Origin of the sequence: Nostoc sp. ChiQUE01b, assembly GCF_034531255.1 — a bacterium.
Classification (GTDB): domain Bacteria; phylum Cyanobacteriota; class Cyanobacteriia; order Cyanobacteriales; family Nostocaceae; genus Nostoc.
Genome location: NZ_JAVRBM010000022.1, coordinates 1 through 23,259, shown reverse-complemented (window position 1 = coordinate 23,259; position 23,259 = coordinate 1). Strand labels below are relative to the sequence as shown.

Below are 23,259 nucleotides of genomic sequence, written 5' to 3'. Positions count from 1 at the left end.
ATTGAAATAACCCAAACCCAGTTTTAAGTTAGTTTAAGTTCTTGCTGGGATTGGGTTTTAGCTGAGTACAAATAAATCCTGAACCCCCATCTATAAACACTAGAACCCCAACCAAAAAATACTAGAACCCCTACCCGAAAAAAACTTTTTTAATTCTTGTAATGCTTGAAGAATTAGGGTTTTTCTTATTTGAGTACAAATGTAATAAATCCAATAAATTCTATCCTAGAGAGATGCAACATCTGGCTGGGAGACGGCTGATATAAATCTTATATCGCCAATCACCTAACGCTCTAAAACAAAGCGAAGAGTGAGTGGAGGGATGACATAGCACCATGCCTGAAGTGAATAGAAGTCGCGGCTCAGGGCACAAATTCTACCCAAGAACCGAACGTTGACACACACCAGCCGAACATCTAAGATTCATCGCCTGCCTTACTTGAAAACAAGTCGCCCGAACCCAAGGGTTTGCAGGCAGTGTGAAAGACGCGACTTCAATTCTGGGCATGAAAGAGTAGCAATAGCATCTCCCACAGTGGCAGCCAAGTCCACCGACCTTTTGCGAAATTCAATGACATCACCGTCTACACGACTCCTCAACTCCAACGCTACGGAATCGCCAACCCAAGCAAAATCCGGTGGTTGCGGCTGCGACAGCACCAGCAGCGCCACCGTGGAAAGGGACGAAAAGCTGCAAGAACGCATTGCGAAACATCCCTGCTACAGCGAAGACGCTCATCACCACTACGCTCGGATGCACGTTGCAGTTGCTCCAGCTTGTAACATTCAATGCAACTATTGCAACCGCAAATATGATTGCGCTAACGAAAGCCGTCCTGGAGTTGTTAGCGAATTGCTAACACCAGAAGAAGCAGCACACAAAGCTTTGGTCATTGGCGGTAAGATTCCGCAAATGACAGTTGTGGGAATTGCCGGCCCTGGCGACCCATTGGCGAACCCAGAAAAAACCTTCCGCACATTTGAGTTGATTGCAGAGCAAGCACCAGATATCAAGCTATGCTTATCAACCAATGGTTTAATGCTGCCAGACTACATCGATCGCATTAAACAATTAAATATAGATCACGTGACGATCACCATTAACATGGTAGATCCAGAGATCGGTGCTAAGATTTATCCTTGGGTTCACTACAAACGCAGGCGTTACAGAGGCATTGAAGGCGCAAGAATTCTCCACGAAAGACAGATGGAAGGATTGCAAGCCCTCAAAGAAGCTGACATCTTGTGTAAAGTCAACTCTGTGATGATTCCCGGAATCAATGACCATCACCTAGTTGAAGTGAATCGAGTCATTCGTGAAAAAGGTGCATTCTTGCACAACATCATGCCATTGATTTCTGCACCAGAACATGGCACACATTTCGGTTTAACCGGTCAACGCGGCCCCACACCTAAAGAACTCAAAGAAGTTCAAGACAACTGCTCTGGTAACATGAAAATGATGCGTCATTGTCGTCAGTGCCGCGCCGATGCAGTAGGATTATTGGGAGAAGACCGCAGCCAGGAATTTTCCAAAGAGAAATTCTTGGAAATGGCTCCTGAATATGACATGGAACAACGCGCTACTGTTCACGAAGGAATTGAGAAGTTTAAAGAAGAACTTAAAGTAGCCAAAGACAAGGCACTAGCCGGCAAGAAAGTTGCCAACAGTCCGAAAGTCCTCGTTGCAGTAGCAACCAAAGGCGGCGGATTGGTTAACCAACACTTCGGTCATGCGAAAGAATTCCAAATTTACGAAGTGGATGGAAACGAAGTTCGCTTTGTCGGTCATCGCAAAATTGACCAATACTGCCAAGGTGGATACGGCGAAGAAGCTTCTTTTGAGCATATTATGAAAGCGATCGCAGATTGCAAAGCAGTTTTAGTCTCCAAGATTGGTAACTGTCCTCAAGAAAAATTGCAAGAAGCTGGAATACAGACTGTTGAAGCTTACGACGTGATTGAGAAGGTTGCTTTGGAGTTTTACGAGCAATACGTTAAAGAATTAGGGAATTAGGGAATTAGGGAGTAGGGAGTAGGGAGTAGGGAGTAGGAATATTTAACACTCACCACTCCCCAGTACAGACGCGATTAATCGGGTCTCTCCCACTCCCCATTCCCCACTCCCCACTCCCCATTCCCCAAAAGGAGAATAATCATGGCTTACAAAATTCTTACTAGCCAGTGTATTTCCTGCAATCTCTGTCTATCTGTATGTCCCACAAATGCAGTTAAAGTGGTTGACGGACAGCACTGGATTGACCCTGAACTTTGTACAAACTGCATTGGTAGCATTCATACGGTGCCTCAGTGTAAAGCTGGTTGTCCTACCTGCAACGGTTGCGTTAAGCAGCCTAGCGATTACTGGGAAGGCTGGTTTGCCGATTACAACCGCGTAGTTGCTAAATTAACAAATAAACAAGATTACTGGGAACGTTGGTTTAACTGTTATTCGCAGAAATATTCCGAACAGTTGCAAAAGCGTCAACCCCAAATAATTCGTAATGACGCTCCTTCGTCGCTAACGCTTCGCTAACGTAATTCGTAATTAGAAGACAACAATGCAAAATAACTGCATCTATCTCGATAATAATGCCACCACTAAGGTAGACTCAGAAGTTATAGAGGTAATGCTACCTTACCTCACAGATTATTACGGCAATCCCTCCAGTATGCATACCTTTGGTGGGCAAGTTGGTAAAGCAGTGAGAACAGCAAGAGAACAACTTGCAGCTATCCTGGGAGCCGATGAGTCAGAAATTGTCTACACAAGTTGTGGTACTGAGGGAGATAACGCGGCGATTCGAGCCGCACTGTTAGCGCAACCAGAAAAGCGGCACATCGTCACCACCCAAGTTGAACATCCAGCAGTACTCAATGTCTGCAAACAATTAGAAACCCAAGGTTATAGTGTTACCTATCTATCAGTAAATCATCAAGGGCAGTTGGATCTAGATGAACTAGAAGCTTCCTTGACGGGTAACACCGCCTTGGTGACAATTATGTATGCTAATAATGAAACCGGCACGGTTTTCCCGATTGAGCAAATTGGGTTGCGCGTAAAAGAATATGGCGCTATCTTCCATGTAGATGCGGTGCAAGCAGTGGGAAAAATCCCCTTGAATATGAAGACTAGCACCGTGGATATGTTAACCCTGTCTGGTCACAAGCTGCACGGGCCGAAAGGAATTGGTGCTTTATATATCCGGCGTGGGGTTCGGTTCCGTCCCTTCATGATTGGGGGACACCAAGAACGCGGACGTAGAGCGGGAACAGAGAATGTTCCAGCAATTATTGCCTTGGGCAAAGCTGCCCAACTAGAACTGTTACACTTAGAAGAAGCGATCGCAAGAGAAAAAAAACTGCGCGATCGCCTCGAACAAACTTTACTCGCTAAAATTCCCGATTGTGTAGTTAACGGTGACGTTACGCAGAGATTGCCAAACACCACAAATATCGGCTTCAAGTACATCGAAGGTGAAGCAATTCTACTGTTATTGAACAAATACGGTATCTGTGCATCATCCGGTTCTGCTTGCACCTCCGGTTCTCTAGAACCCTCCCACGTCCTGCGGGCAATGGGCTTACCCTACACAACTTTGCACGGTTCCATCCGCTTCAGTCTTTGTCGCTACACAACAGTTGCCGAAATTGATCGAGTGATAGAGGTAATGCCCGCTATTGTAGAACGTTTACGCGCCCTCTCACCCTTCAAAAATGATGATGCAGGATGGCTGCAAGGACAAGAACAAGCACTGTTAGGAGTTAGGAGTTAGAAGTTAGGAGTTAGGAATTAGAAGTTAAGAAGTAGCTTTGGCTGACTATTAATGATTTCATAACTCATCACTCCTCACTCCTCACTCTTGCTCATAACTCATCACTCCTAACTCATCACTCTTAACTAATAAAAGTTATGTGGGACTACACTGATAAAGTATTAGAACTGTTTTACGATCCCAAAAATCAGGGAGCAATCGAAGAAACCAGCGAACCTGGAGTTAAGGTTGCAACGGGCGAAATCGGGAGCATTGCTTGCGGTGATGCTCTCAGATTGCATCTGAAAGTGGAAGTAGAATCTGATAAGATTTTAGATGCTCGCTTTCAAACCTTTGGCTGTACTAGTGCGATCGCATCTTCTAGTGCATTAACCGAAATGGTCAAAGGTTTAACCTTAGATGAAGCCCTGAAAGTGTCCAACAGAGACATTGCAGATTACCTGGGTGGTTTGCCAGAAGCAAAGATGCATTGCTCTGTCATGGGACAAGAAGCCCTAGAAGCTGCTATCTATAACTATCGTGGCATACCTCTAGCTGACCACGATGATGATGATGAAGGCGCGTTAGTTTGCAGTTGCTTTGGCATCAGCGAGTCTAAGATTCGTCGCGTGATTCTAGAAAATCATCTCACGGATGCTGAACAAGTAACAAATTATGTAAAAGCTGGTGGCGGATGCGGTTCCTGTCTGGCGAACATAGATGATATTATTAGATCAGTTCAACAGGAATACGCCTCACCTGCTCTCAACAATTACGGCGTAAAAGTTGCCACAGAAATTGTTACGTCTAAAGAGCGATCGCTAACCAACGTGCAAAAGATTGCTCTAATTCAAAAAGTTCTCGATGAAGAAGTCAGACCCGTACTCATCGCTGACGGGGGAGATGTAGAACTGTATGATGTCGAAGGCGATCGTGTTAAAGTTGTGTTGCAAGGTGCTTGCGGTTCCTGTTCTAGTAGTACAGCAACCCTAAAAATTGCGATCGAAGCCAGATTACAAGATCGTGTCAGCAAGAGCCTTGTAGTCGAAGCAGTTTAGGAATTGCTGTAGGACTTAACGTACTCTACAAATACGCCCTAATATGCATTCAGCCAGGAACAGAAAGTAGGATTTGAATCGAATCATTGTCTCCACTCAATGCTTCATACCAATTCGCCAAAAGAAAGTAACAGATTCAAATTTAACTTTCTTAATTACAAATTGCGAATTGCGAATTGCGAATTGCGAATTGGTATCAGTCCTACCACTATTACTGCTAACAGCATATAGGCTTCATAGATTAAGCGCCTACTTGCAAATTTCATCATCCAACTCGCTTCAAAGGAACAGAATATGAGCACATTGTACGACAAACTTGGCGGACAACCAGCTATTGAACAAATAGTAGATGAACTCCACAAACGCATTGCCACAGACAGCCTCCTCAATCCCATTTTTGCTGGTACAGATATGGCGAAGCAACGTAATCATCTAGTTGCTTTCTTATCTCAAATATTTGAAGGGCCAAAGCAATACGGCGGTCGTCCAATGGACAAAACACACGCTGGAATGAATTTACAGCAACAACACTTCGATGAGATCGCCAAGCTCCTGAGTGAATCAATGGCTGTGCGTGGAGAGTCGCCAGAAGACACCAAAGCTGCACTAGAGCGCGTCACAAATTTCAAGGGCGCTATTTTGAACAAATAATAGGACTTATGCATTGATTGTTGACAAATAACAACATCAAGTCCTATTGAATCTTGCAAGCTGAAACACATTATGACGTATTTGTAAATTGCGTAATTTTCTTTGTTCTTTGTCAAACAAATGACAAAGAACAAAGAGAGAAGTCTGAGCGCCGGCTTCCGGCGTTGGCGCAGCCAGCCGTAGGCATCAGAACTTCAAAGACAAAAAACAAAAAGAAAAAAATTTAGCCAGGAAATATATGTACTTACTTTCAATAATTTTAGCTGTGGAGCGATCGCCCCCAGCAGGCATTTATGCCAACGCTACCAACGATGCTCTACACGCGCTCACTACTGTCGCTCAACTGGCGTGAACGCAACTGACAAACGCGCATACCCACTAACCAACCAATTGCAGGGAAACACGAATCATGACAGACGAAAAAATAAGACAGATAGCTTTCTACGGTAAGGGCGGTATCGGTAAATCTACCACTTCCCAAAACACTTTAGCGGCTATGGCAGAAATGGGTCAACGCATCCTCATCGTCGGTTGCGACCCTAAAGCTGACTCCACCCGTTTGATGCTACACAGCAAAGCTCAAACAACCGTTCTTCACCTCGCCGCAGAACGTGGTGCAGTAGAAGATATCGAAATCGAAGAAGTAATGCTGACCGGTTTCCGCAACGTTCGTTGCGTAGAATCTGGTGGTCCAGAACCCGGTGTAGGTTGCGCTGGTCGTGGTATCATCACCGCCATCAACTTCTTAGAAGAAAATGGTGCTTACCAAGACCTAGACTTCGTATCTTACGACGTATTAGGTGACGTTGTGTGTGGTGGTTTCGCAATGCCAATCCGCGAAGGTAAGGCACAAGAAATCTACATCGTGACATCAGGTGAAATGATGGCGATGTATGCTGCTAACAACATCGCTCGTGGTGTTCTTAAGTATGCTCACACTGGTGGCGTGCGTTTGGGTGGTTTGATTTGTAACAGCCGTAACACTGACCGGGAAATCGAACTCATCGAAACCTTGGCAAAACGGTTGAACACCCAAATGATTCACTTCGTACCCCGTGACAACATCGTTCAACACGCAGAATTGCGCCGGATGACTGTTAACGAGTACGCACCCGAAAGCAACCAAGCTAACGAATATCGGATTTTGGCTCAAAAAATTATCGACAACAAAAATCTGGCTATTCCTACACCCATCGAAATGGAAGAACTAGAAGAATTGTTGATTGAATTCGGTATTCTCGAAAGCGACGAAAATGCTGCAATGTTGGTTGGCAAGACTGCTGCTGAAGCTCCTGTAGTATAAGTCGCAGCTAAGAAATAACGCTTTAGTACAAGGAAAAAGGAAGAGTTCCATATCTTACCTTTTCCTCTCCCTCGCATCTCCCCCCTAACCTTAGAGGGGACTCCTAGTCCCCCTATGCCCCGATCCTTACGAATCACAGAGGCTAAGTATGACACCTCCAGAAAATCAAAACATCATTGAAGAAAGAAAAGAGCTAATTAAAGAAGTTCTTAGCGCTTACCCAGAAAAAGCTGCGAAAAAGCGGGAAAAGCACTTAGGCGTATACGAAGAAGGTAAGACCGATTGCGGCGTTAAGTCTAACATCAAATCCCTGCCTGGGGTAATGACCGCTCGTGGTTGTGCTTATGCTGGTTCTAAAGGTGTGGTCTGGGGTCCTATTAAGGACATGATCCACATCAGCCACGGGCCTGTAGGTTGCGGTTACTGGTCTTGGTCTGGTCGTCGTAACTACTACATCGGTACCACAGGTGTTGACACCTTTGGTACCATGCACTTCACCTCTGACTTCCAAGAAAGAGATATCGTGTTCGGTGGTGACAAGAAACTTGTCAAGCTCATCCAAGAACTAGATGTACTTTTCCCACTCAACCGTGGTGTTTCCATTCAATCTGAATGCCCCATCGGTCTAATTGGGGATGATATCGAAGCAGTTGCTCGGAAGACATCGAAAGAAATTGGCAAGCCAGTTGTACCTGTGCGTTGCGAAGGCTTCCGGGGTGTTTCCCAATCTTTGGGACACCACATTGCTAACGACATGGTTCGTGACTGGGTGTTTACCAGATCCGACCAAGCTAAGAAAGACGGTACACTTCAATTTGAAGGTACTCCTTATGATGTAGCCATTATTGGTGACTATAACATCGGTGGTGATGCTTGGGCTAGCCGCATCCTGTTAGAAGAAATCGGCTTGCGCGTAGTCGCTCAGTGGTCTGGTGATGGCAGGTTATGATTAACAAGAACGCCTTGCAAACCAAGCCGAAACACTCAAGGATTGCGGGCGCGATCGCATTTATATTTTCAGCCCGAATACTTCGGCAATGCACATCCATACTCGTCCCAACAATCAAGCGTTGAGACAGGTTAACAGTGTCAAACAATAGGATTTTTCATCGATTTGGGTTGCAAGAATCATTGGAATCCAGGCGGGCACGGACACAAAAACGCTACACCTACCATGCTAGGAGTGCTGCTGGCTCAACACTTAACCATTTTTCTTAAAAAATGTAGAAAAATATTACTCTGGCTTTTCTCCCCGATGGCACACTGCCTCCAGATTATGTCCATCAGGATCAATCACGAAGGCGGCGTAATAATTAGGATGATACTGGGGACGAAAGCCGGGGGCACCATTATCTTGGCCACCCGCTGCCAGGGCAGCGGCGTGGAAGGCTTGCACCTGGGCGTGATTAGCGGCACTGAAGGCCACATGGATAGCGGTAGGGGCTGGGCCAAAGCTGCCAAACCAAAAATTGAAACCATCTTTACCGATCATCGCCCAGCCTTCTCCCTCCATCACGATGCTTAACCCCAAAGGGGCAAGGGCTTGCGTGTAAAAGGCTTTGCTTTTGGTAAAATCCTTAACGTTAAAACCGATGTGGTCAAACATATGATTTCTCTAAAGTAAAAAAATACACGTATTTGAACTGCTTGAGGCAGCTTTTTTACTTCTTGGCTGGGTAGGGAAGTAACAGTAAAAATTATGACAAATTAGTGCCTCAAACGCTCAAAACTCTCTTGCACTTTCGGCAGCTTGTCTTAATGCTAAAAAAGCTTCTTTGAGCGGTTGACTGATAGCGCTTTCTGGTTCTGCCAGCACAAGCTGTTGATACGCTTCCAGAAATTGCGATCGCAGCCGATGAAACAAATGCAAAAAGTGCCGTAAAAAGCTTAGGCAATCCAACACCACAATCTCTATGCCGCCTGTACGGTCGTACATTGTTGCGGCATATTCCCGCACCCGCTCATCAATCACATCTGTTGTAATAAATATATAGTTGTCAACCCGCTTGCCTGTGATGTTGATTTTCTGCAAGGCACGGTCAATATCCTCCACAGTGACACGTCGGGTCTTCATTTCATAGCTGGTGATGACCTGCTGATCGTCAACCAGTGTGATTTCCATATCTCCCAGGGCCCCTGTCTGCTGATCTGCCGCATTATGCGCTTCTAGGGGTAGAAAACGCTCTCCGATATACTGTTGTGCTGCTTGATACGCGGCAGCGACAATTAAGACAGGTAGACGGCTTGAACCTCGACAATCCAAATGCTGTTTAAGGAGTGTAACGATTTCCTCTGCTGACAGAGGGATAGCATCTTCAGATTTTTTGAGGTCAGCCAGCAGGGTTGTCATGCGCTGGCGCTTCTCGTTTCGGGCAATCAGAAGACAACGGATAGTTTCTGTTAGCAGATCCTCTGCTGTTATCCTTCCTTCTTGAACTTCATCAAGTAATTGCAAGGCGGCTTCGTAAAGTTTGGGGGGTCTTCCCACCAGATTGACAGATGGGGTCAACGTAACATTGCGGTTACGCAGGGCAGGGGTCAGAAAAGCGGTGGTGGGATTACACGGGAGCTCGTGCCTGTTGATAAAGGCGGTAACAAAATTTTCATCGTAGTATCGCCCAGAGTAGGCATCTGGTGTGGCTATCTCAGTGTAAGGTTTGCGGATGTCAACCTCTGGACGGTGAATTGCTGCCAACGAGCAGGCAAGCAACAAACGAACCACCGCACGGTTGCCTACATAGCGCGACACATAGTCAACTTTTTCAGCAATACTAGGGGAAGTGACAATCGGCTGCCCTATCGACGCTTCGGCTCTTTGGAAGGCTACATCAAGGATAACTGCTGGGGTTGTTGACATGGAATGCTTTCTGCAAGATTAAGCGTGGAGGTTGCCAGATCATAATTGACCCAAAGCACTTCCTGCCGTAATTGCTTGATAGAATGACAGTGCTTCAGAGGTGCTTTGATACAGTTCCAGTCACCGTATAGTTCCTGCATCAACGGACAATCATACCCCGAAAGGGCAACTTTGCCTTGAACAGCCTGCAAAACACGGGCAAGCGATCGGTGGTCGTCGTCGGTCATCTCGTGTGCATAAGCCTTGCTATCTCCACGGGAGTCATGCGGATACGGGGGATCACAGTAAAATAAAGTTTCTGGGCTGTCATAGCGTTGAATAATGTCAATGGCTGGGTCGTTCTCAATTTGGACGCGCAAAAGTCGCTGAACGATTTCTGACAAACCTTCTACACTGCCCAGCCATCGGGAAACCGCCCCCGCCATGCCCGCACGACTGGTCAGTTTGCAGTGGGCCCATCGCCCTTCACTGGCGGTTTGTGCCAAACCTGTCCTGACTTGTCGGGCCCGGATAAAAAAGCGTCTTGCCCGTTCTAGATCGGATAAATCCTCTTCCTGGGCGATCGCTGTCCGAAATTCTTCCCGCGAAAATGGCGTTAGCCCGATCGCTTGCATGAGTTCGTCTTGTTGGTCGCGCAGCACCCGAAAAAAGTTCACCACCTCGCCATCTATATCGTTGTAAGTCTCCACAGGGGCAGGTTTCCGGTTCAACAGTACCGCAGCCGACCCACCAAAAGGTTCGCAGTAGTGGGTTGCTTTAGGCAACAAAGGCAACAACCAGTCCAGATGACTGTACTTACCGCCATACCAACCAAAGGCAATTTTCTTCGCCATGCAAGCTAACCTCAACCGGAGTGATATGCCCGAAACTTAGAATAAACGTAACGTATATGTATATAACGTATATAGTGTAGAGAAACCAGAATAAGGGATAAAAACCTTTAGATCGGCTAACGCTGTCGGGGTGATTCGTAACCTGGTATGTCATACTTTGAACGCAATTCTTCCAAAGCTTCTACCGTATCCTGGTCTTTTCCTTCGGCAACTTCTGCGATCGCTTGGCGAATAGTGGCAGCCGACCGCACTAACTCCAACTCATCCAATAATTTCTGATACGATGCCGCATCCTGCATGATCACCGATGCCTTACCGTTGACAGTGAGAACAATCGGTTTATGGCTTTCCTGTAAGTGTTCAATGAAGTGCTTGGCATTGCGCTGAAAGTCCGAAAGGGGATAAATCTCCCGTGCATCAAGCATAGCTGTCACCTTTACATGAAATATTCATGGAACTTCATGTTATAGCATCAAACTAAGAAATCCAATAACTTTCTTCACTCTACGTTGGGGAAAACTTAACAAGTGTATAAAAAATTATCAAAATGCTTATCTCTTATTTATTTATCCAAAAATTATCCTTTAACTTGGTTTAATCACTGTGATTAGGAGACCATTTATTTCGATTGCTTCCAACAAAAATTTTCATACTTTTTTGCACGCTTGTTAGGTTTATTCTTCTTTGGATGGAAATAGCGCTGCGGCGATAAACAGCAAAATATCAATAACAGAAACGATAATTTTCGTGGGCAATCTTGTTAATCAGGATGGTAAATACCCACGAAGTTTAATGTTTATTTACCATAATATACATTATGAATTAGTACAAAAAAGCAGTTAAAACTTTGAAAATTATTTAATGTACATCTTATAAATAATCAGCTTTTTGTGAGGAAATATCTGCTGAATTTTATATTTATAATTCTATATTCATCTCTGTCTGCCACTTCTCCCCTGTTGGATAATTTCAGAGAATAATCTGCTACTCCAGCTTTAAGAGTTCCGCTATATAAGTAGTTCTTCTATCGTTCACTTTTGCGACAATCTTTACGACGACAGACGTGATTGAATAAAAGCATAGCCCTGATCAAATCTTGGTATCATCCTGCAATTCAATCTATTTAGTTCATCAACGATATCAGGACTGTCGAAATCTTTGGAGTTCCGATTGAGAAAACATGCTGCCGCTGGTGAGTGTTGGCGCAGATGGGTGATGACTGATGCGTAAACCAGAGCATCTTGAGGACTGAGATCGTAAGGAACCTCACACGCTGCTGCTTCGTTGAGGATATCGGCAGTCAGCGGAATGATTTGTGCAACTTTCAACAGTCGCTCCCGATACTGTACAAAGCGATTTCGTTCTTCCTCATTACTCTGCACCAGTAACAAGGCAATGTCTTGAATACTACGGATACGACTCATGTAAGAAGCTGTACGTGAAAGTTGCCGTAGCTCAATATCAAGAGCTTGTTGAATTTCCTTACGACTCTTGGCTTGACAGCTTAGTTTTTCATGGGGTTCAGCTAGACTATAGGCTGGAATGACGAGTTGCCCATGCCTCGCTTCACAAAGCTGCAAAATCTGTTCGCAGCTGCTAAACTGTTCCTGCCCAAAAGCTAGTTCTAGAACAAAGTTGGTTTCAACGTAAATGTTCACGCAGCGGTCGTATGCTCAAAATTTCCACCTGTTATAGCATCATACAGCCCTGATTCTATCAGCCATTGCTGCGATGCATCGGTGTCTTTAAGGGGGTTGTCAGCATGAATAATTTCCCCTAGCCACGATGCCACGATCAGTTCAAAGCTCTGACCGCTGATTTGGTCATCACTTACTCCCGCCTGTTCAAAATAAGGCTGAAGAACAGGGCGGGCATCAATACTATAGTCGGGTTCACTCTGTTCTGGCTGGTCATCAGCATCCGTCCATAAATAGAAGCGATCTGGAAATACCATCAGGAAATAAGGGGCTTTCGGAAAAGTACCGTGGGCGAGGATATTGCGCCGAAGCCGCGTAGCCCACTCTGGCGAGGCATTACGTTTTGTCTTCACCTCGACAACGAGCATCCGTTGACCACTACGGTCATCAACGGATAAATCCCAGTTACTATCTTCCTTAGAAAACATGAATAAAATCTACTTTATAAGAATAAAATCTATTTTACAGACTGATTATTCTGACAGAGGATACTCTTTGTAAGTCATTACCTCAACTGGAAAAATTTTTGTATAATTTAAAACTTTTTATGGAAGATGAAGCGATCGCCTGTAAACTTGCCAAGCAGGGTATTTGCAGACCGTGATTCTGGTTGATAGCGATTTTTATATTTACCGATTCCAATGGACAAAGGCATTCGAGGTCATTCCCTAAATTACCAACTTCTGACCCAAGGTTGGTAAAACACCTAAGGTGGGTGACGGCTCTCACAAGCAGGAGACATTAGGTGTTTAGCCCCAGATTACAATTTTTGGCTCTTTCGTTGACCTGCTACCCTTAACTCGGTTTTCTGCACGAATGCTACTCATACCACTTGTAGGTGCAACGCCGAATCAGCGGCCTCGCCACAGGTATTCGGTCAGTTCTTTTCCCACACGACGTTCCTCCTTCGGATCAGCAGGCAGCCCCCAACGCAGAGACTGATAAAGTAAGTGGCGATGCAGATCAAATGCTGCTTCTACTAGCTCGCCATATGTTGTTGCAGCTTCCAGTGCCCAATAGTAATAAGCAAAGATGCTGGAAATAATACCCACTGGAGCCGCCCACCATGCCCAAATTGTCCAAATGATAAATAGCAGACTCCACAGCCAAACACGAGCAGCGGTGTTTAAGTCAGCACGAGCCTCTTGCAAGTCTTTTTTGACAGCATCGGGGAGAAGAAGCCACAGGCGAGACCAGCAGATGACAGCATCTAGTCCATATTTTTCCAGGGGACGTTGTTCAGCTGCATGGAGAATATTTCCCAGGCGAGTGGGCATGATTTGGTTGGGTAAAGGAAAATAGATTTGCTGCCAATCCAGTTGAACCAATTCATTGCGCTCTTCGACGGTGAGTTGAGCAGGGTCAATTTGGAGGAGTTGTTGCCAGCGATCGCTAATTTGTTGACTGCGTTTAGTTTCTCTTGCAATAAACCAACGACGCAGGGAACGCAGCAAAGGATGCCAGTAACCTTCCAGAAATCGCAATACAGGTAGATCGAAGCGTTGCACCACAAAACCAGAGGCGGCGATCAGACAGAATCCGCCAACAAGTAGGGCGATTTGTAGAGGTTGGGGTTGTTGACCAAACCAACTACTAGCAGATTTCCAGCCAAAGCGTTGTAGGAAAGCAGCAACTCCGCCTAACCAAAAGACAAAAGCAGGCGTGAGCAGCGTGGCAACCCATTGTTCAGCTAATTTGCTGCCAAAGTTTTCCAAGAATTTGGCTGACATGATGTACCTTGGCGGTTATGCTGGGTCGAGAGGCTGATTGTGCTTTGGGCAGAGGGGTGGCTCGATGCCGACTCTGGGACGATACCATATATAGTCACATTGTGGACAAACAAATTTAGCAGCATTCACTATTGAAGTATGACCGGGTAAGGGAGAGAAAGTTCTTTCATGCTCTGGTTGCTGTTTGTCTTGGAGAAATTTGGACAGCCACTCGCGGGTAGCATCTTGAGAAGAGAGAAGCTCCAGTATAAGATTATCAACTGATTGTCCAGTACTAGCTTGTGCAAGTAGGTTTGCTATTTGCTGATCAATCTCCTTTGCTTTTACATCTTCAAGCAACTCACTTAGGTAGGGGCGGATAGAACGCGCAGCTTCTAAAATGTATGAATCTTCAGACATGATTGGTTATACTATAGTTACTAATAGTGAGCGTTTATACACCTACATACTGGAAGGCTGCCCAGTGGAAGGGATGGTGAAAATCTCGTGCATTGGGGTTTGATAGGCGGACTTTCTGGTAGAGAAAGCTGGCAATGTGGGCAGGTATTCTTACGTTAGTAGCAAATTCAGGCAGTGAAGTTTTAAAGTAGGCAGCTTTTTCACCGTTGGTAGAATCTCGCACCCACTGTTGGGCTTGACGAAGGGCTTGGCTGATTTCCAGACCCTCAATGCGCCAGAGGTCATAGAAGCGGGTCATTAGCATCATGGTACTGAAATCGGAGACTGACCAAAGGGAGGCAGCAACTCCGGCAACGCCAGCCTGAAGCAAGCCGATAGGGAGGTTTATCACCTCATCGGGGAGGTCGATGCCGGGTAAGCCCGTTTCGCAGGCAGAGAGAACAGCCAGCCTCACGCCCGTCAGCTTGAGGCTAAAGATTTCGCGTAGGGTGAGGATATCTTCGTTTGCCAGTGCCAGTCCGCTGTTAAGGGGTTCTCTCAAATTAGCGAAGCCGTGGCAGGAGAAGTGCAGGACGGTGTGCTGAGGCAGGGCATCAAGGACAGCGGCACTGGTGGCTTCGGCATTGCGTAGGCGCTGATGGTGAGGGAAGGTAGCAATGGCAGTGTCAATTTCCAGTTGGGAGTTGGGCAAGGGGGAGGCTTCGGTGTGGTTGGGTTCGTCAATGGCGAGGAGGGAATCTGGTATAATGCGACTGGCAATGGTCTGGGCTGTTTTGAGGGAGCGAGCGTTGGGGGCATAGGTGAAGTGGACGGCATCGAGAGCATAGTGCCGTCCGGTGAGGATTGTTGGATCTTCAGTCCAGGCAGCGTGGAGGGGTAGCAGCCCCAGGTATCCGGTGGGAATCAGGATGGCTTTGTGAAAGTTTAGGGCACTCAAGTGTTGGATAAGGGGAGACATGAGATGCTCCCAGAGTTGGGCAGTGCCTTGGTCGATGGCGACGAACCAGGCAGGGCGGTTTTCTTGTTGTTGATTGTAGGCATCGAACCAGCGGTCGAGCAGTTCCAGCAGGAAGGCTTCGGACAGGTCTTGGAGCCAGAGAGGATGCACGGTGGCGGTAGAAATTTCGGTAGTGCCGATTTGTTGAGTGACAATTAAGGCAAGCCCCCCCGCAGCAGTGGTGACAAGATAGACTAATGGCGTCGCGTGGGGGAGGGCGCTGATGATGTCGGTGAAGTCAGGAGGTTTGAGGAAATCGCTGTATCCCGGTACTTGGCGGATAGCAGCAATGGCAAGATTTAATTCTTGGCGAGATTGAGAAACTTGCTGACGCAGATAGTCGGGGGTGATGCCGTAACGCTCGGAGGTGGAGAGGGTGCTAATGGTGCGCTGTTGGTCTTCCAGTTGGCGGAGTTTAGTGGCAGCTTGATCATAGCAGGTATACAGATTGGGAGCCGTAGTTTGGAGTTGTTCCAAGTCGGCGCGTTCCCGCGCCAGGGTGTCGCTTAAGCCACGGGCGCGTCCTTCCTCTAGGGTAAGGACGGCACGCTGGAGTTTCCCTGCCTTTGCGAGGGCGTAGGCAGCGCGGTGATGGAGATCGCTGGTTTCGGAGAGTTCGGCAGCTTGGCTCTCGAGGAAGAGGGCACTTTGGTAAAGAGTTTCGGCGGCTTGCAATGCTTGTTCATAGGTGGAAGTGGCTTCTATCCAGCGTTGTTGGTCGAAGTAGAGATTGCCGAGGTTGCGGGCTGTTCTCCGACAATCATTTGGAAATAATTCAGGGCGATAGATTTCCAGGCTCAACTGGTAGGCGGCAATGGCCTGTTCGAGGTTATGGGCACGGTCTCCCCGAATGCGTTCTCTGTAAGCATTTGCCAGATTGTACTGCGTTCTTGCCCAATCTTCTGGGAATGCCTCACGGGTATAAACCTGCAACGCCAACTGGTAGGCGGCAATGGCCTGTTCGAGGTTCTCAGCACGGTCTCCCCGAATGCGTTCATTGTAAGCTGCTGCCAGATTGTGCTGCGTTCTTGCCCAATCTTTTGGGAATGCCTCACGGGTTCTAACCTGTAACGCCAACTGGTAGGCGGCAATGGCCTGTTCGAGGTTCTCAGCACGGTCTCCCCGAATGCGATCACTGTAAGCAATTGCCAGATTGTTCTGCATCCGTGCCCAATGTTCTGGGAATGCCTCACGGGTATAAACCTGCAACGCCAACTGGGTGGCGGCAATGGCCAGTTCGAGGTTCTCAGCACGGTCTCCCCGAATGCGGTCTCTGTAAGCTGCTGCCAGATTGTTCTGCGTCATTGCCCAATCTTTTGGGAATGCCTCACGGGTTCTAACCTGCAACGCCAACTGGGTGGCGGCAATGGCCTGTTCGAGGTTCTCAGCACGGTCTCCCCGAATGCGGTCTCTGTAAGCATTTGCCAGATTGTGCTGCGTCATTGCCCAATCTTTTGGGAATGCCTCACGGGTATAAACCTGCAACGCCAACTGGGTGGCGGCAATGGCCTGTTCGAGGTTCTCAGCACGGTCTCCCCGAATGCGGTCTCTGTAAGCATTTGCCAGATTGTGCTGCGTCATTGCCCAATCTTTTGGGAGTGCCTCACGGGTTCTAACCTGCAACGTCAGCTGGTAGGCGGCAATGGCCTGTTCGAGGTTCTCAGCACGGTCTCCCCGAATGCGATCAGTGTAAGCATTTGCCAGATTGTGCTGCGTCATTGCCCAATCTTTTGGGAATGCCTCACGGGTTCTAACCTGCAACGCCAACTGGGTGGCGGCAATGGCCAGTTCGAGGTTCTCAGCACGGTCTCCCCGAATGCGTTCTCTGTAAGCAATTGCCAGATTGTGCTGCGTTCTTGCCCAATCTTTTGGGAATGCCTCACGGGTATAAACCTGCAACGCCAACTGGTAGGCGGCAATGGCCTGTTCGAGGTTCTCAGCACGGTCTCCCCGAATGCGTTCATTGTAAGCTGCTGCCAGATTGTGCTGCGTCATTGCCCAATCTTTTGGGAATGCCTCACGGGTATAAACCTGCAACGCCAACTGGGTGGCGGCAATGGCCTGTTCGAGGTTCTCAGCACGGTCTCCCCGAATGCGGTCTCTGTAAGCTGCTGCCAGATTGTTCTGCGTCATTGCCCAATCTTTTGGGAATGCCTCACGGGTTCTAACCTGCAACGCCAACTGGGTGGCGGCAATGGCCAGTTCGAGGTTCTCAGCACGGTCTCCCCGAATGCGTTCTCTGTAAGCATTTGCCAGATTGTTCTGCGTCCGTGCCCAATGTTCTGGGAATGCCTCACGGGTATAAACCTGCAACGCCAACTGGATGGCGGCAATAGCCTGTTCGAGGTTCTCAGCACGGTCTCCCCGAATGCGTTCATTGTAAGCTGCTGCCAGATTGATCTGCGTCCGTGCCCAATGTTCTGGGAATGCCTCACGGGTATAAACCTGCAACGCCAACTGGGTGGCGGCAATGGCCTGTTCGAGGTTCTCAGCACGGTCTCCCCGAATGCGTTCTCTGTAAGCATTTGCCAGATTGTTCTGCGTCATTGCCCATTGTTCTGGCAATACCTCACGGGTATAAATCTGCAACGCCAACTGGTAGGCGGCAATGGCCTGTTCGAGGTTCTCAGCACGGTCTCCCCGAATGCGATCAGTGTAAGCATTTGCCAGATTGTGCTGCGTCATTGCCCAATCTTTTGGGAGTGCCTCACGGGTATAAACCTGCAACGCCAACTGGATGGCGGCAATGGCCTGTTCGAGGTTATGGGCACGGTCTCCCCGAATGCGTTCTCTGTAAGCGTTTGCCAGATTGATCTGCGTCCGTGCCCAATGTTCTGGGAATGCCTCACGGGTATAAACCTGCAACGCCAACTGGATGGCGGCAATGGCCTGTTCGAGGTTCTCAGCACGGTCTCCCAAAATGCGTTCATTGTAAGCAATTGCCAGATTGTTCTGCGTCCCTGCCCAATCTTTTGGGGATGCCTCACGGGTATAAATCTGCAACGCCAACTGGTGGGCGGCAATGGCTAATTCTAAATTTAACCTGCGTTTTCCTAAGGGAAACTGAGCGATTAAATTTCCCAACTTGCCAAATAATGCCGCAACAAACGTTAGTTGATTTGTATCCCCATTGAATAAACTGGATGCAACCATGGGCATTGCCTCCAACAGCGTGTCATTAAATTGGTGCTGATGCTCTGCTAGGAAGGGATATATCTGTTTTGCATCCCCACGACTATCTGCAACCAGTTGCAGCACTTCTACCAAAAATGCTACCGATTCCTGCATCGACGACTCAGCAATGGGTGTCCCCTCTTCTCCCGCCAACCTTGCTGCCAACTGTTGGGCAAACTGCTGTAACCACGCTGCGGCGTCTTGGTTTCCGTGCTGCTCCAGCAAATCTACCATTTGCGACATTACTGCCAACAGCCGTCCATCTACCAGATCAGCATGCTGCTGTAAGATTACCAATTGTTCTCCATTGGTACAACCTAGAAGCTGCTGAACCAGGTTCACATATGCCTCTATCGGTTGTTCAGTCATAAATTAGCCTTCCACTTTCACTTGGCTTTTACTGATCATATAACAAACAATTCTTCCCTCTGTGACCTCTTAACATCGCAGATTGGTCCCGACTCTTCTTTACAAATATAATTTCTTACAAAAAAAATCTCCTAAATCCCAACAAATAACCGAAAGCTGGTAAAACGAGAAAAATCTGGCATACTGACGGTAACGCTAACCTTTGTCCCGTCGAGTTTCGTTGTATGTCTGCGCTGGATACCTTACTCGATACCCAATCACCGAAAGTTGGTAAAACGGAAAAAGGTGAGCCAGATGTCTTTAGGCGCAAGTCTCCGAATCAACGCCGATATGAGGAAGTGCGATCGCGGGAATATTTATTACCCTCAGAAGTGGACGCGATGATGAAAGCCATTAAAAAACATGGCGGTAGACACGCGCACCGGGATGCAACGCTGGTTCTGCTTCAGTATCGGCACGGGTTGCGGGTGGGGGAAGTTGCTGGCTTGCGGTGGGAACAAGTGGATTTCACAGCGGCAACGCTGCATGTCAACCGACTCAAAAACGGCTCCTCTGCGGTTCATCCGCTCTACGGCGACGAACTACGGGCGTTGCGGAAACTGCAAAAGGACTACCCAAACACTCCCTTTATCTTCATGTCATCGCGTAAATCACCGCTGGCTCCTGATTCCATCCGTGGCATTATTGAGCAGGCGGGGAAGCTGGCAGAACTGCCCTTCCCGGTTCACGCCCACATGCTGCGCCATGCCTGCGGCTATTACCTGGCACGAGAGAAAACCGATACCCGGACTATTCAAGGATACTTGGGGCATAAGAACATCCAGCACACAGTTCGGTACACACAACTATCTCCTGAACCTTATAAAGGACTCTGGAAGAAAGCCTAAGTAATCATTACATGGGTTAAAGCTGGTTTTGTCTAGGTAGACCGAAATTCCTTTCCCTTAGCTCAAGGTATTTTCAGTATAGTGTGTAAATTATGGCACTATCTTAGCGTAACTAACTTAAATCAAGTTGAGCAACCTAACATACCGCTCTAGCGTTTTTAGCACTTACCATCACTGAAAAAATAACTTCACAGGTTGTACTGGTGGCATTTCATGCTACCAGGGATAAACACACAAGGATTTGAGTTTTTGTCAAAACTTTGAAAAGATTAAGATTGAAAATTTAATCAGAAAGAATTTTATGGCAACCGAACAAGAGCTTCAAAAGATTTTTAACGAATTAGATTCAGACGGTGATGGCAAGGTCACTATTGATGAACTGATCTCAAATAAGAATCAGGCTTTGTACTTATCAACGTTAGCTGAGACCGGAAATTTCAACAATCTGCTAACACAGTATGATTCTGACTCAGACGGTAGCCTTTCCTTTGAAGAATTAAAAACAGCAGTTTCAGCAGCAGGTAATTTAGAAGATTAATTCCGAGTGATCGCCAAGTTACCCACACAATCTAATAACCCAAACGTTAGCCCCGGCACTTTCTCATCAAGGAAATCCGGGGGCTTTTGCTTATCGTTCAATTAGCGGGGTATACAGCGTCCGGGAAAGTACGTTAATTACCTGAGAGTGTTTATACTTAACATAGTTTTATGATGCCGATTTGCCAAAAGGTTAAAAATACCCTGAGACGTGCTGGCATTTTTTATACTTAACTTTTCTAACTTACTGTATTTACTTATTGTTACACATTTTGGTTATCTCACGCCCACCTACTTAGCTAAAGGCCCAGTTATGAGATGACTGGGCTTTTTTGTATGCGATGTTTACAACAGGCTGCGCCTACGCTTGGGTTTTCCTCTAAGAATATTTCAGATAAAACCCTGATAAAACAGGCTTTTCAGTCTCAGTATATTTTCATAAATAAAATCGGAGTCCTATATTCTGCATAATCAAGAAAAGATATCTAGCAAATGTCACCACTTAAACATGACTAAAGTCACTAAGCGCCCCATCACTTTCCATCCCTAACTTCGAGTTGAGAAATCCTCATTGATGGGTGTTCCGCCATCATCCGCCAATAATATCCAGCAGGCAATGGCATTGCCCTACCACCGCAACGGTGCAAAAAAACTGACTCACCCCGACGCATAACTGAACAGTCACAAATCGCCACTTGTTGACCCAACGCTGTAGAAAAACTCAGCAGCGAACCCACAGCCCTCGGTCATCGCAACTCTTGGAGACGCTGCGCGAACGATTTGGGAGCAACAGAATTGGGAGGGGTCACAATCCCCAACGAAATTGGTTCCTTGTTAGAGTCGATGGGCAGTATTACCTGCCGCACCTCTCTGTTCAATCTGGGCGTGCAGGTTTCCCAGCACCCAGCTTTCGATGTTCTTAACTTTCGTTTTTGCCCGTATGGATATAATCGTGGCAGCTTTCGTGAACGGCTAGAAGGTTTTTAATTTTCCAGTTTTTGTGGTTTTCATCGACATGATGTAGATGCACCTTCTCTTCACTGAGCGTTTTTAGCCCGCAATGTCCACATTTATGGTTTTGCCGTTTTAAGGCTTTAGAGGTTTCGCCATCGTAGAGTTTGCTGTTTCGCTCACTCCAGTAGGTCAAGTCTCCGTCAAAAGGTGATTTTTCTCCTTTAACATTGACGTGTTTATTTTCGGAGTAAGGAATTGTTGGGAACGCTTTATCTAGCATTTGTTTGCTAGACTCGCGGTTTTGTTTGGCTTCCTTATTGAATACCTTGAACGCTCTGTGTTGGATGTGGTACAGCGAAAGTCTTGCACCTTCCATTTTGCAGTAGCGATGGTAGTTCCTCCATCCTCTAATCACAGGTGCTAATTTCTCAGCTTTGACTGTGGCACCATAATTCGAGTTGTTGACAATGTGTTTTACTTTCTTACGGAATGCTTTGAAGTTGTCCACTGAAGGGATACATCTGAACTTTCCGTTGCTTTGCACCTTGAAGTGCCAGCCGAGGAAATCAAACCCATTTGTCGAAGCGGTCAGCTTGGTTTTCTTTTCGCTGACATTCATTCCTCTTTCGGCAAGAAATTGGCTGATGTTTTCAAGTGTTTTTTCTGCGTTATCTTTGGGTTTGAGTATAATAACCATATCATCCGCGTATCGGACTGATTGGTGAATCTCCTCTATTCCATTGAGCGCAATGTTGGCTAGCAGAGGACTCACCACTCCCCCTTGAGGAGTTCCTTGTTTAGGAAACTCTGGATTGACTCCTGCTTTGAGACATCGGAAGATTCCGAGTTTTATGCTCGCGGGTGCGATGAGTCTTTCCATAATGGCTGAGTGGTTTATCCTATCGAAGCATTTTTCGATATCGAGTTCGATGACTCGTTTTTCTATTCCGTGTACCTTGGAGCTTAGATTTTGGAACAGGTATTTTTGTGCGTCATATGCTGAACGTCCTGGTCGGAAGCCGTAGCTCCGGGAGTGGAAAGTTGCTTCGTGTGCTGGTTCCAGTGCGTTTTTGACTAGACACTGCCAAGCCCTATCCGCAATGGTGGGGACTTTCAGGATGCGGGTTTTTCCGTCCTTTTTGGGGATTGGTATTTCCCGTAGTGGTTGATGGTACCAGTTGTTGGCTTTGATTCTGAGTTCGTTGCTCAGTTCTAGCCTTTGCTCAGAGGTGAGCGATGCCTTACCATCAACTCCTGCTGTCTTTTTCCCAGCATTTAGCTGAGTTACTTGACGGATTGCCAGTAATCTTGCCGAGGTGGATTTCAGTATCAGCTTTTGTAGGAGCTTTGCTTTGCGCTTGTTTCCGACTCGAATGGCTTTGTACACTCGTTTTTGTAGGCGGAAGAGGTTTTTGCGGAATTGCTTCCACGGTAGGTTCTTCCAAGATTCACTAGCATTACTGCTGTGTCCAATCATGCTCTGACTCCACTCCGTGTATTCTGAACACCTCTGACCAGTTACAGTCAGTCCTACCCGAATTGAGGGGGTTCCGCTACTCGTCTAGCCTACTTGGGGTTCGACCTCCCCTAGACCTTCAATTCGTTTTTCTTCGTTCCCTCGGTTAGATTGTTTCGTTCTGTTAGGTGGAACCAATTCAACCACTGGATTCCCTAGACTCATACCACTATTGGGCAGTTGTGTGGCGGGAATATAGTCTTGTCTCCAGTCAAATCGGGGTTTTTGTTGTTGCGCCCCGTGTGGCAGTAGGTTGTTTTTCTAGGTTCTATTTTCACCATAAGAACACCCCATTAACGCCAGTGTCATCCCACAACGGATGTCTGATTGCGTCCTATTCCCAGCTTCACTCTCCAGAAACCGAGTCTGGTCGGTGTGGGTAGGTCGGGAGTCACAACTGAGTCTGTTGGGCGGGGCTTGCACCCGCATCAGACCGAGAGTTCAACCTTTCACGGCAGTAATCTGCTGCCAGGTTGGTGAGGTTATTTAGTCGGGTAAGGTTAGAGCGTCACCGCTCTCCCCTCCCCTAAGAACCGTGCATG

The 23,259-nt window shown here is 47.0% G+C and carries 20 protein-coding genes and 1 pseudogene; 10 read left to right on the top strand and 11 right to left on the bottom strand.

The annotated features are described in order from the left end of the window. Positions 1–571: 571 nt before the first annotated feature. From nifB to RMY63_RS16405, 8 genes and pseudogenes are all read left to right on the top strand, one after another. A complete protein-coding gene (nifB, locus tag RMY63_RS16440) occupies positions 572–2,017 on the top strand; it encodes a nitrogenase cofactor biosynthesis protein NifB (protein WP_322729725.1) in 1,446 nt (481 codons plus the stop codon). 141 nt (positions 2,018–2,158) lie between these two features. Beyond that, positions 2,159–2,536, top strand: a complete 378-nt coding sequence (locus RMY63_RS16435; protein ID WP_322729724.1) for a 4Fe-4S binding protein — start codon at positions 2,159–2,161, stop codon at positions 2,534–2,536. A 25-nt stretch (positions 2,537–2,561) separates the two neighbouring features. Beyond that, positions 2,562–3,776, top strand: a complete 1,215-nt coding sequence (gene nifS, locus RMY63_RS16430; RefSeq protein ID WP_322729723.1) for a cysteine desulfurase NifS — start codon at positions 2,562–2,564, stop codon at positions 3,774–3,776. 137 nt (positions 3,777–3,913) lie between these two features. Further along, a complete protein-coding gene (nifU, locus tag RMY63_RS16425) occupies positions 3,914–4,813 on the top strand; it encodes a Fe-S cluster assembly protein NifU (protein WP_322729722.1) in 900 nt (299 codons plus the stop codon). Positions 4,814–5,107: 294 nt separating this feature from the next. Then, the gene (locus RMY63_RS16420; protein ID WP_322729721.1) at positions 5,108–5,464 is read left to right on the top strand and encodes a group 1 truncated hemoglobin; all 357 of its coding nucleotides are present in this window, start codon (positions 5,108–5,110) and stop codon (positions 5,462–5,464) included. A 409-nt stretch (positions 5,465–5,873) separates the two neighbouring features. After that, entirely contained in the window at positions 5,874–6,767 is an 894-nt protein-coding gene (gene nifH / locus RMY63_RS16415) for a nitrogenase iron protein (RefSeq protein WP_322729720.1), read from the top strand. Positions 6,768–6,915: 148 nt separating this feature from the next. Then, positions 6,916–7,713 (top strand): annotated as a pseudogene (locus RMY63_RS16410) (nitrogenase component 1); the annotation flags it as partial. A gap of 140 nt (positions 7,714–7,853) precedes the next feature. Then, complete coding sequence (locus tag RMY63_RS16405; RefSeq protein WP_322729719.1) at positions 7,854–7,985, top strand: hypothetical protein; 132 nt, start codon at positions 7,854–7,856, stop codon at positions 7,983–7,985. 16 nt (positions 7,986–8,001) lie between these two features. Here the strand turns inward: RMY63_RS16405 and RMY63_RS16400 are convergent, their stop codons facing one another. The 9 genes from RMY63_RS16400 to RMY63_RS16360 form a co-directional block, all read right to left on the bottom strand. Then, positions 8,002–8,373: a VOC family protein gene (locus RMY63_RS16400; RefSeq protein ID WP_322729718.1), complete on the bottom strand. Its 372-nt coding sequence runs from the start codon at positions 8,371–8,373 to the stop codon at positions 8,002–8,004. 117 nt (positions 8,374–8,490) lie between these two features. Further along, a complete protein-coding gene (locus RMY63_RS16395; protein ID WP_322729717.1) occupies positions 8,491–9,624 on the bottom strand; it encodes a DNA methyltransferase in 1,134 nt (377 codons plus the stop codon). After that, complete coding sequence (locus RMY63_RS16390; protein WP_322729716.1) at positions 9,591–10,457, bottom strand: DNA adenine methylase; 867 nt, start codon at positions 10,455–10,457, stop codon at positions 9,591–9,593. Before RMY63_RS16390 ends, RMY63_RS16395 begins: the two co-directional genes overlap by 34 nt. Positions 10,458–10,573: 116 nt before the next feature. Next, positions 10,574–10,882: a type II toxin-antitoxin system Phd/YefM family antitoxin gene (locus tag RMY63_RS16385; protein WP_322729715.1), complete on the bottom strand. Its 309-nt coding sequence runs from the start codon at positions 10,880–10,882 to the stop codon at positions 10,574–10,576. Between the two features lie 624 nt (positions 10,883–11,506). Continuing rightward, positions 11,507–12,115: a PIN domain-containing protein gene (locus RMY63_RS16380; RefSeq protein WP_322729714.1), complete on the bottom strand. Its 609-nt coding sequence runs from the start codon at positions 12,113–12,115 to the stop codon at positions 11,507–11,509. Beyond that, a complete protein-coding gene (locus RMY63_RS16375; protein ID WP_322729713.1) occupies positions 12,112–12,582 on the bottom strand; it encodes a hypothetical protein in 471 nt (156 codons plus the stop codon). The genes RMY63_RS16380 and RMY63_RS16375 overlap by 4 nt, the downstream gene beginning before the upstream one ends. 423 nt (positions 12,583–13,005) lie before the next feature. Next, complete coding sequence (locus RMY63_RS16370; RefSeq protein WP_322729712.1) at positions 13,006–13,884, bottom strand: hypothetical protein; 879 nt, start codon at positions 13,882–13,884, stop codon at positions 13,006–13,008. Positions 13,885–13,899: 15 nt separating this feature from the next. Continuing rightward, positions 13,900–14,283 carry a hypothetical protein gene (locus tag RMY63_RS16365; protein ID WP_322729711.1) on the bottom strand — a complete coding sequence of 128 codons (384 nt, stop codon included), beginning with the start codon at positions 14,281–14,283 and terminating at the stop codon, positions 13,900–13,902. Between the two features lie 34 nt (positions 14,284–14,317). Beyond that, positions 14,318–18,823 carry a CHAT domain-containing tetratricopeptide repeat protein gene (locus RMY63_RS16360; protein ID WP_322729710.1) on the bottom strand — a complete coding sequence of 1,502 codons (4,506 nt, stop codon included), beginning with the start codon at positions 18,821–18,823 and terminating at the stop codon, positions 14,318–14,320. Positions 18,824–19,047: 224 nt separating this feature from the next. On the opposite strand from RMY63_RS16360, the gene RMY63_RS16355 reads away from it, so the two are divergent. Both RMY63_RS16355 and RMY63_RS16350 read left to right on the top strand, forming a co-directional pair. Continuing rightward, entirely contained in the window at positions 19,048–19,710 is a 663-nt protein-coding gene (locus tag RMY63_RS16355; RefSeq protein WP_322729709.1) for a tyrosine-type recombinase/integrase, read from the top strand. A 301-nt stretch (positions 19,711–20,011) separates the two neighbouring features. Next, positions 20,012–20,248, top strand: coding sequence for an EF-hand domain-containing protein (locus tag RMY63_RS16350; RefSeq protein WP_416212523.1), 237 nt, complete (start codon positions 20,012–20,014; stop codon positions 20,246–20,248). A gap of 532 nt (positions 20,249–20,780) precedes the next feature. Here the strand turns inward: RMY63_RS16350 and RMY63_RS16345 are convergent. After that, positions 20,781–20,984, bottom strand: coding sequence for a hypothetical protein (locus tag RMY63_RS16345; RefSeq protein WP_322729707.1), 204 nt, complete (start codon positions 20,982–20,984; stop codon positions 20,781–20,783). A gap of 182 nt (positions 20,985–21,166) precedes the next feature. After that, on the bottom strand, positions 21,167–22,678 hold the full coding sequence (locus tag RMY63_RS16340) for a group II intron reverse transcriptase/maturase (protein WP_322729706.1): 1,512 nt from the start codon (positions 22,676–22,678) through the stop codon (positions 21,167–21,169). Positions 22,679–23,259 lie beyond the last annotated feature (581 nt).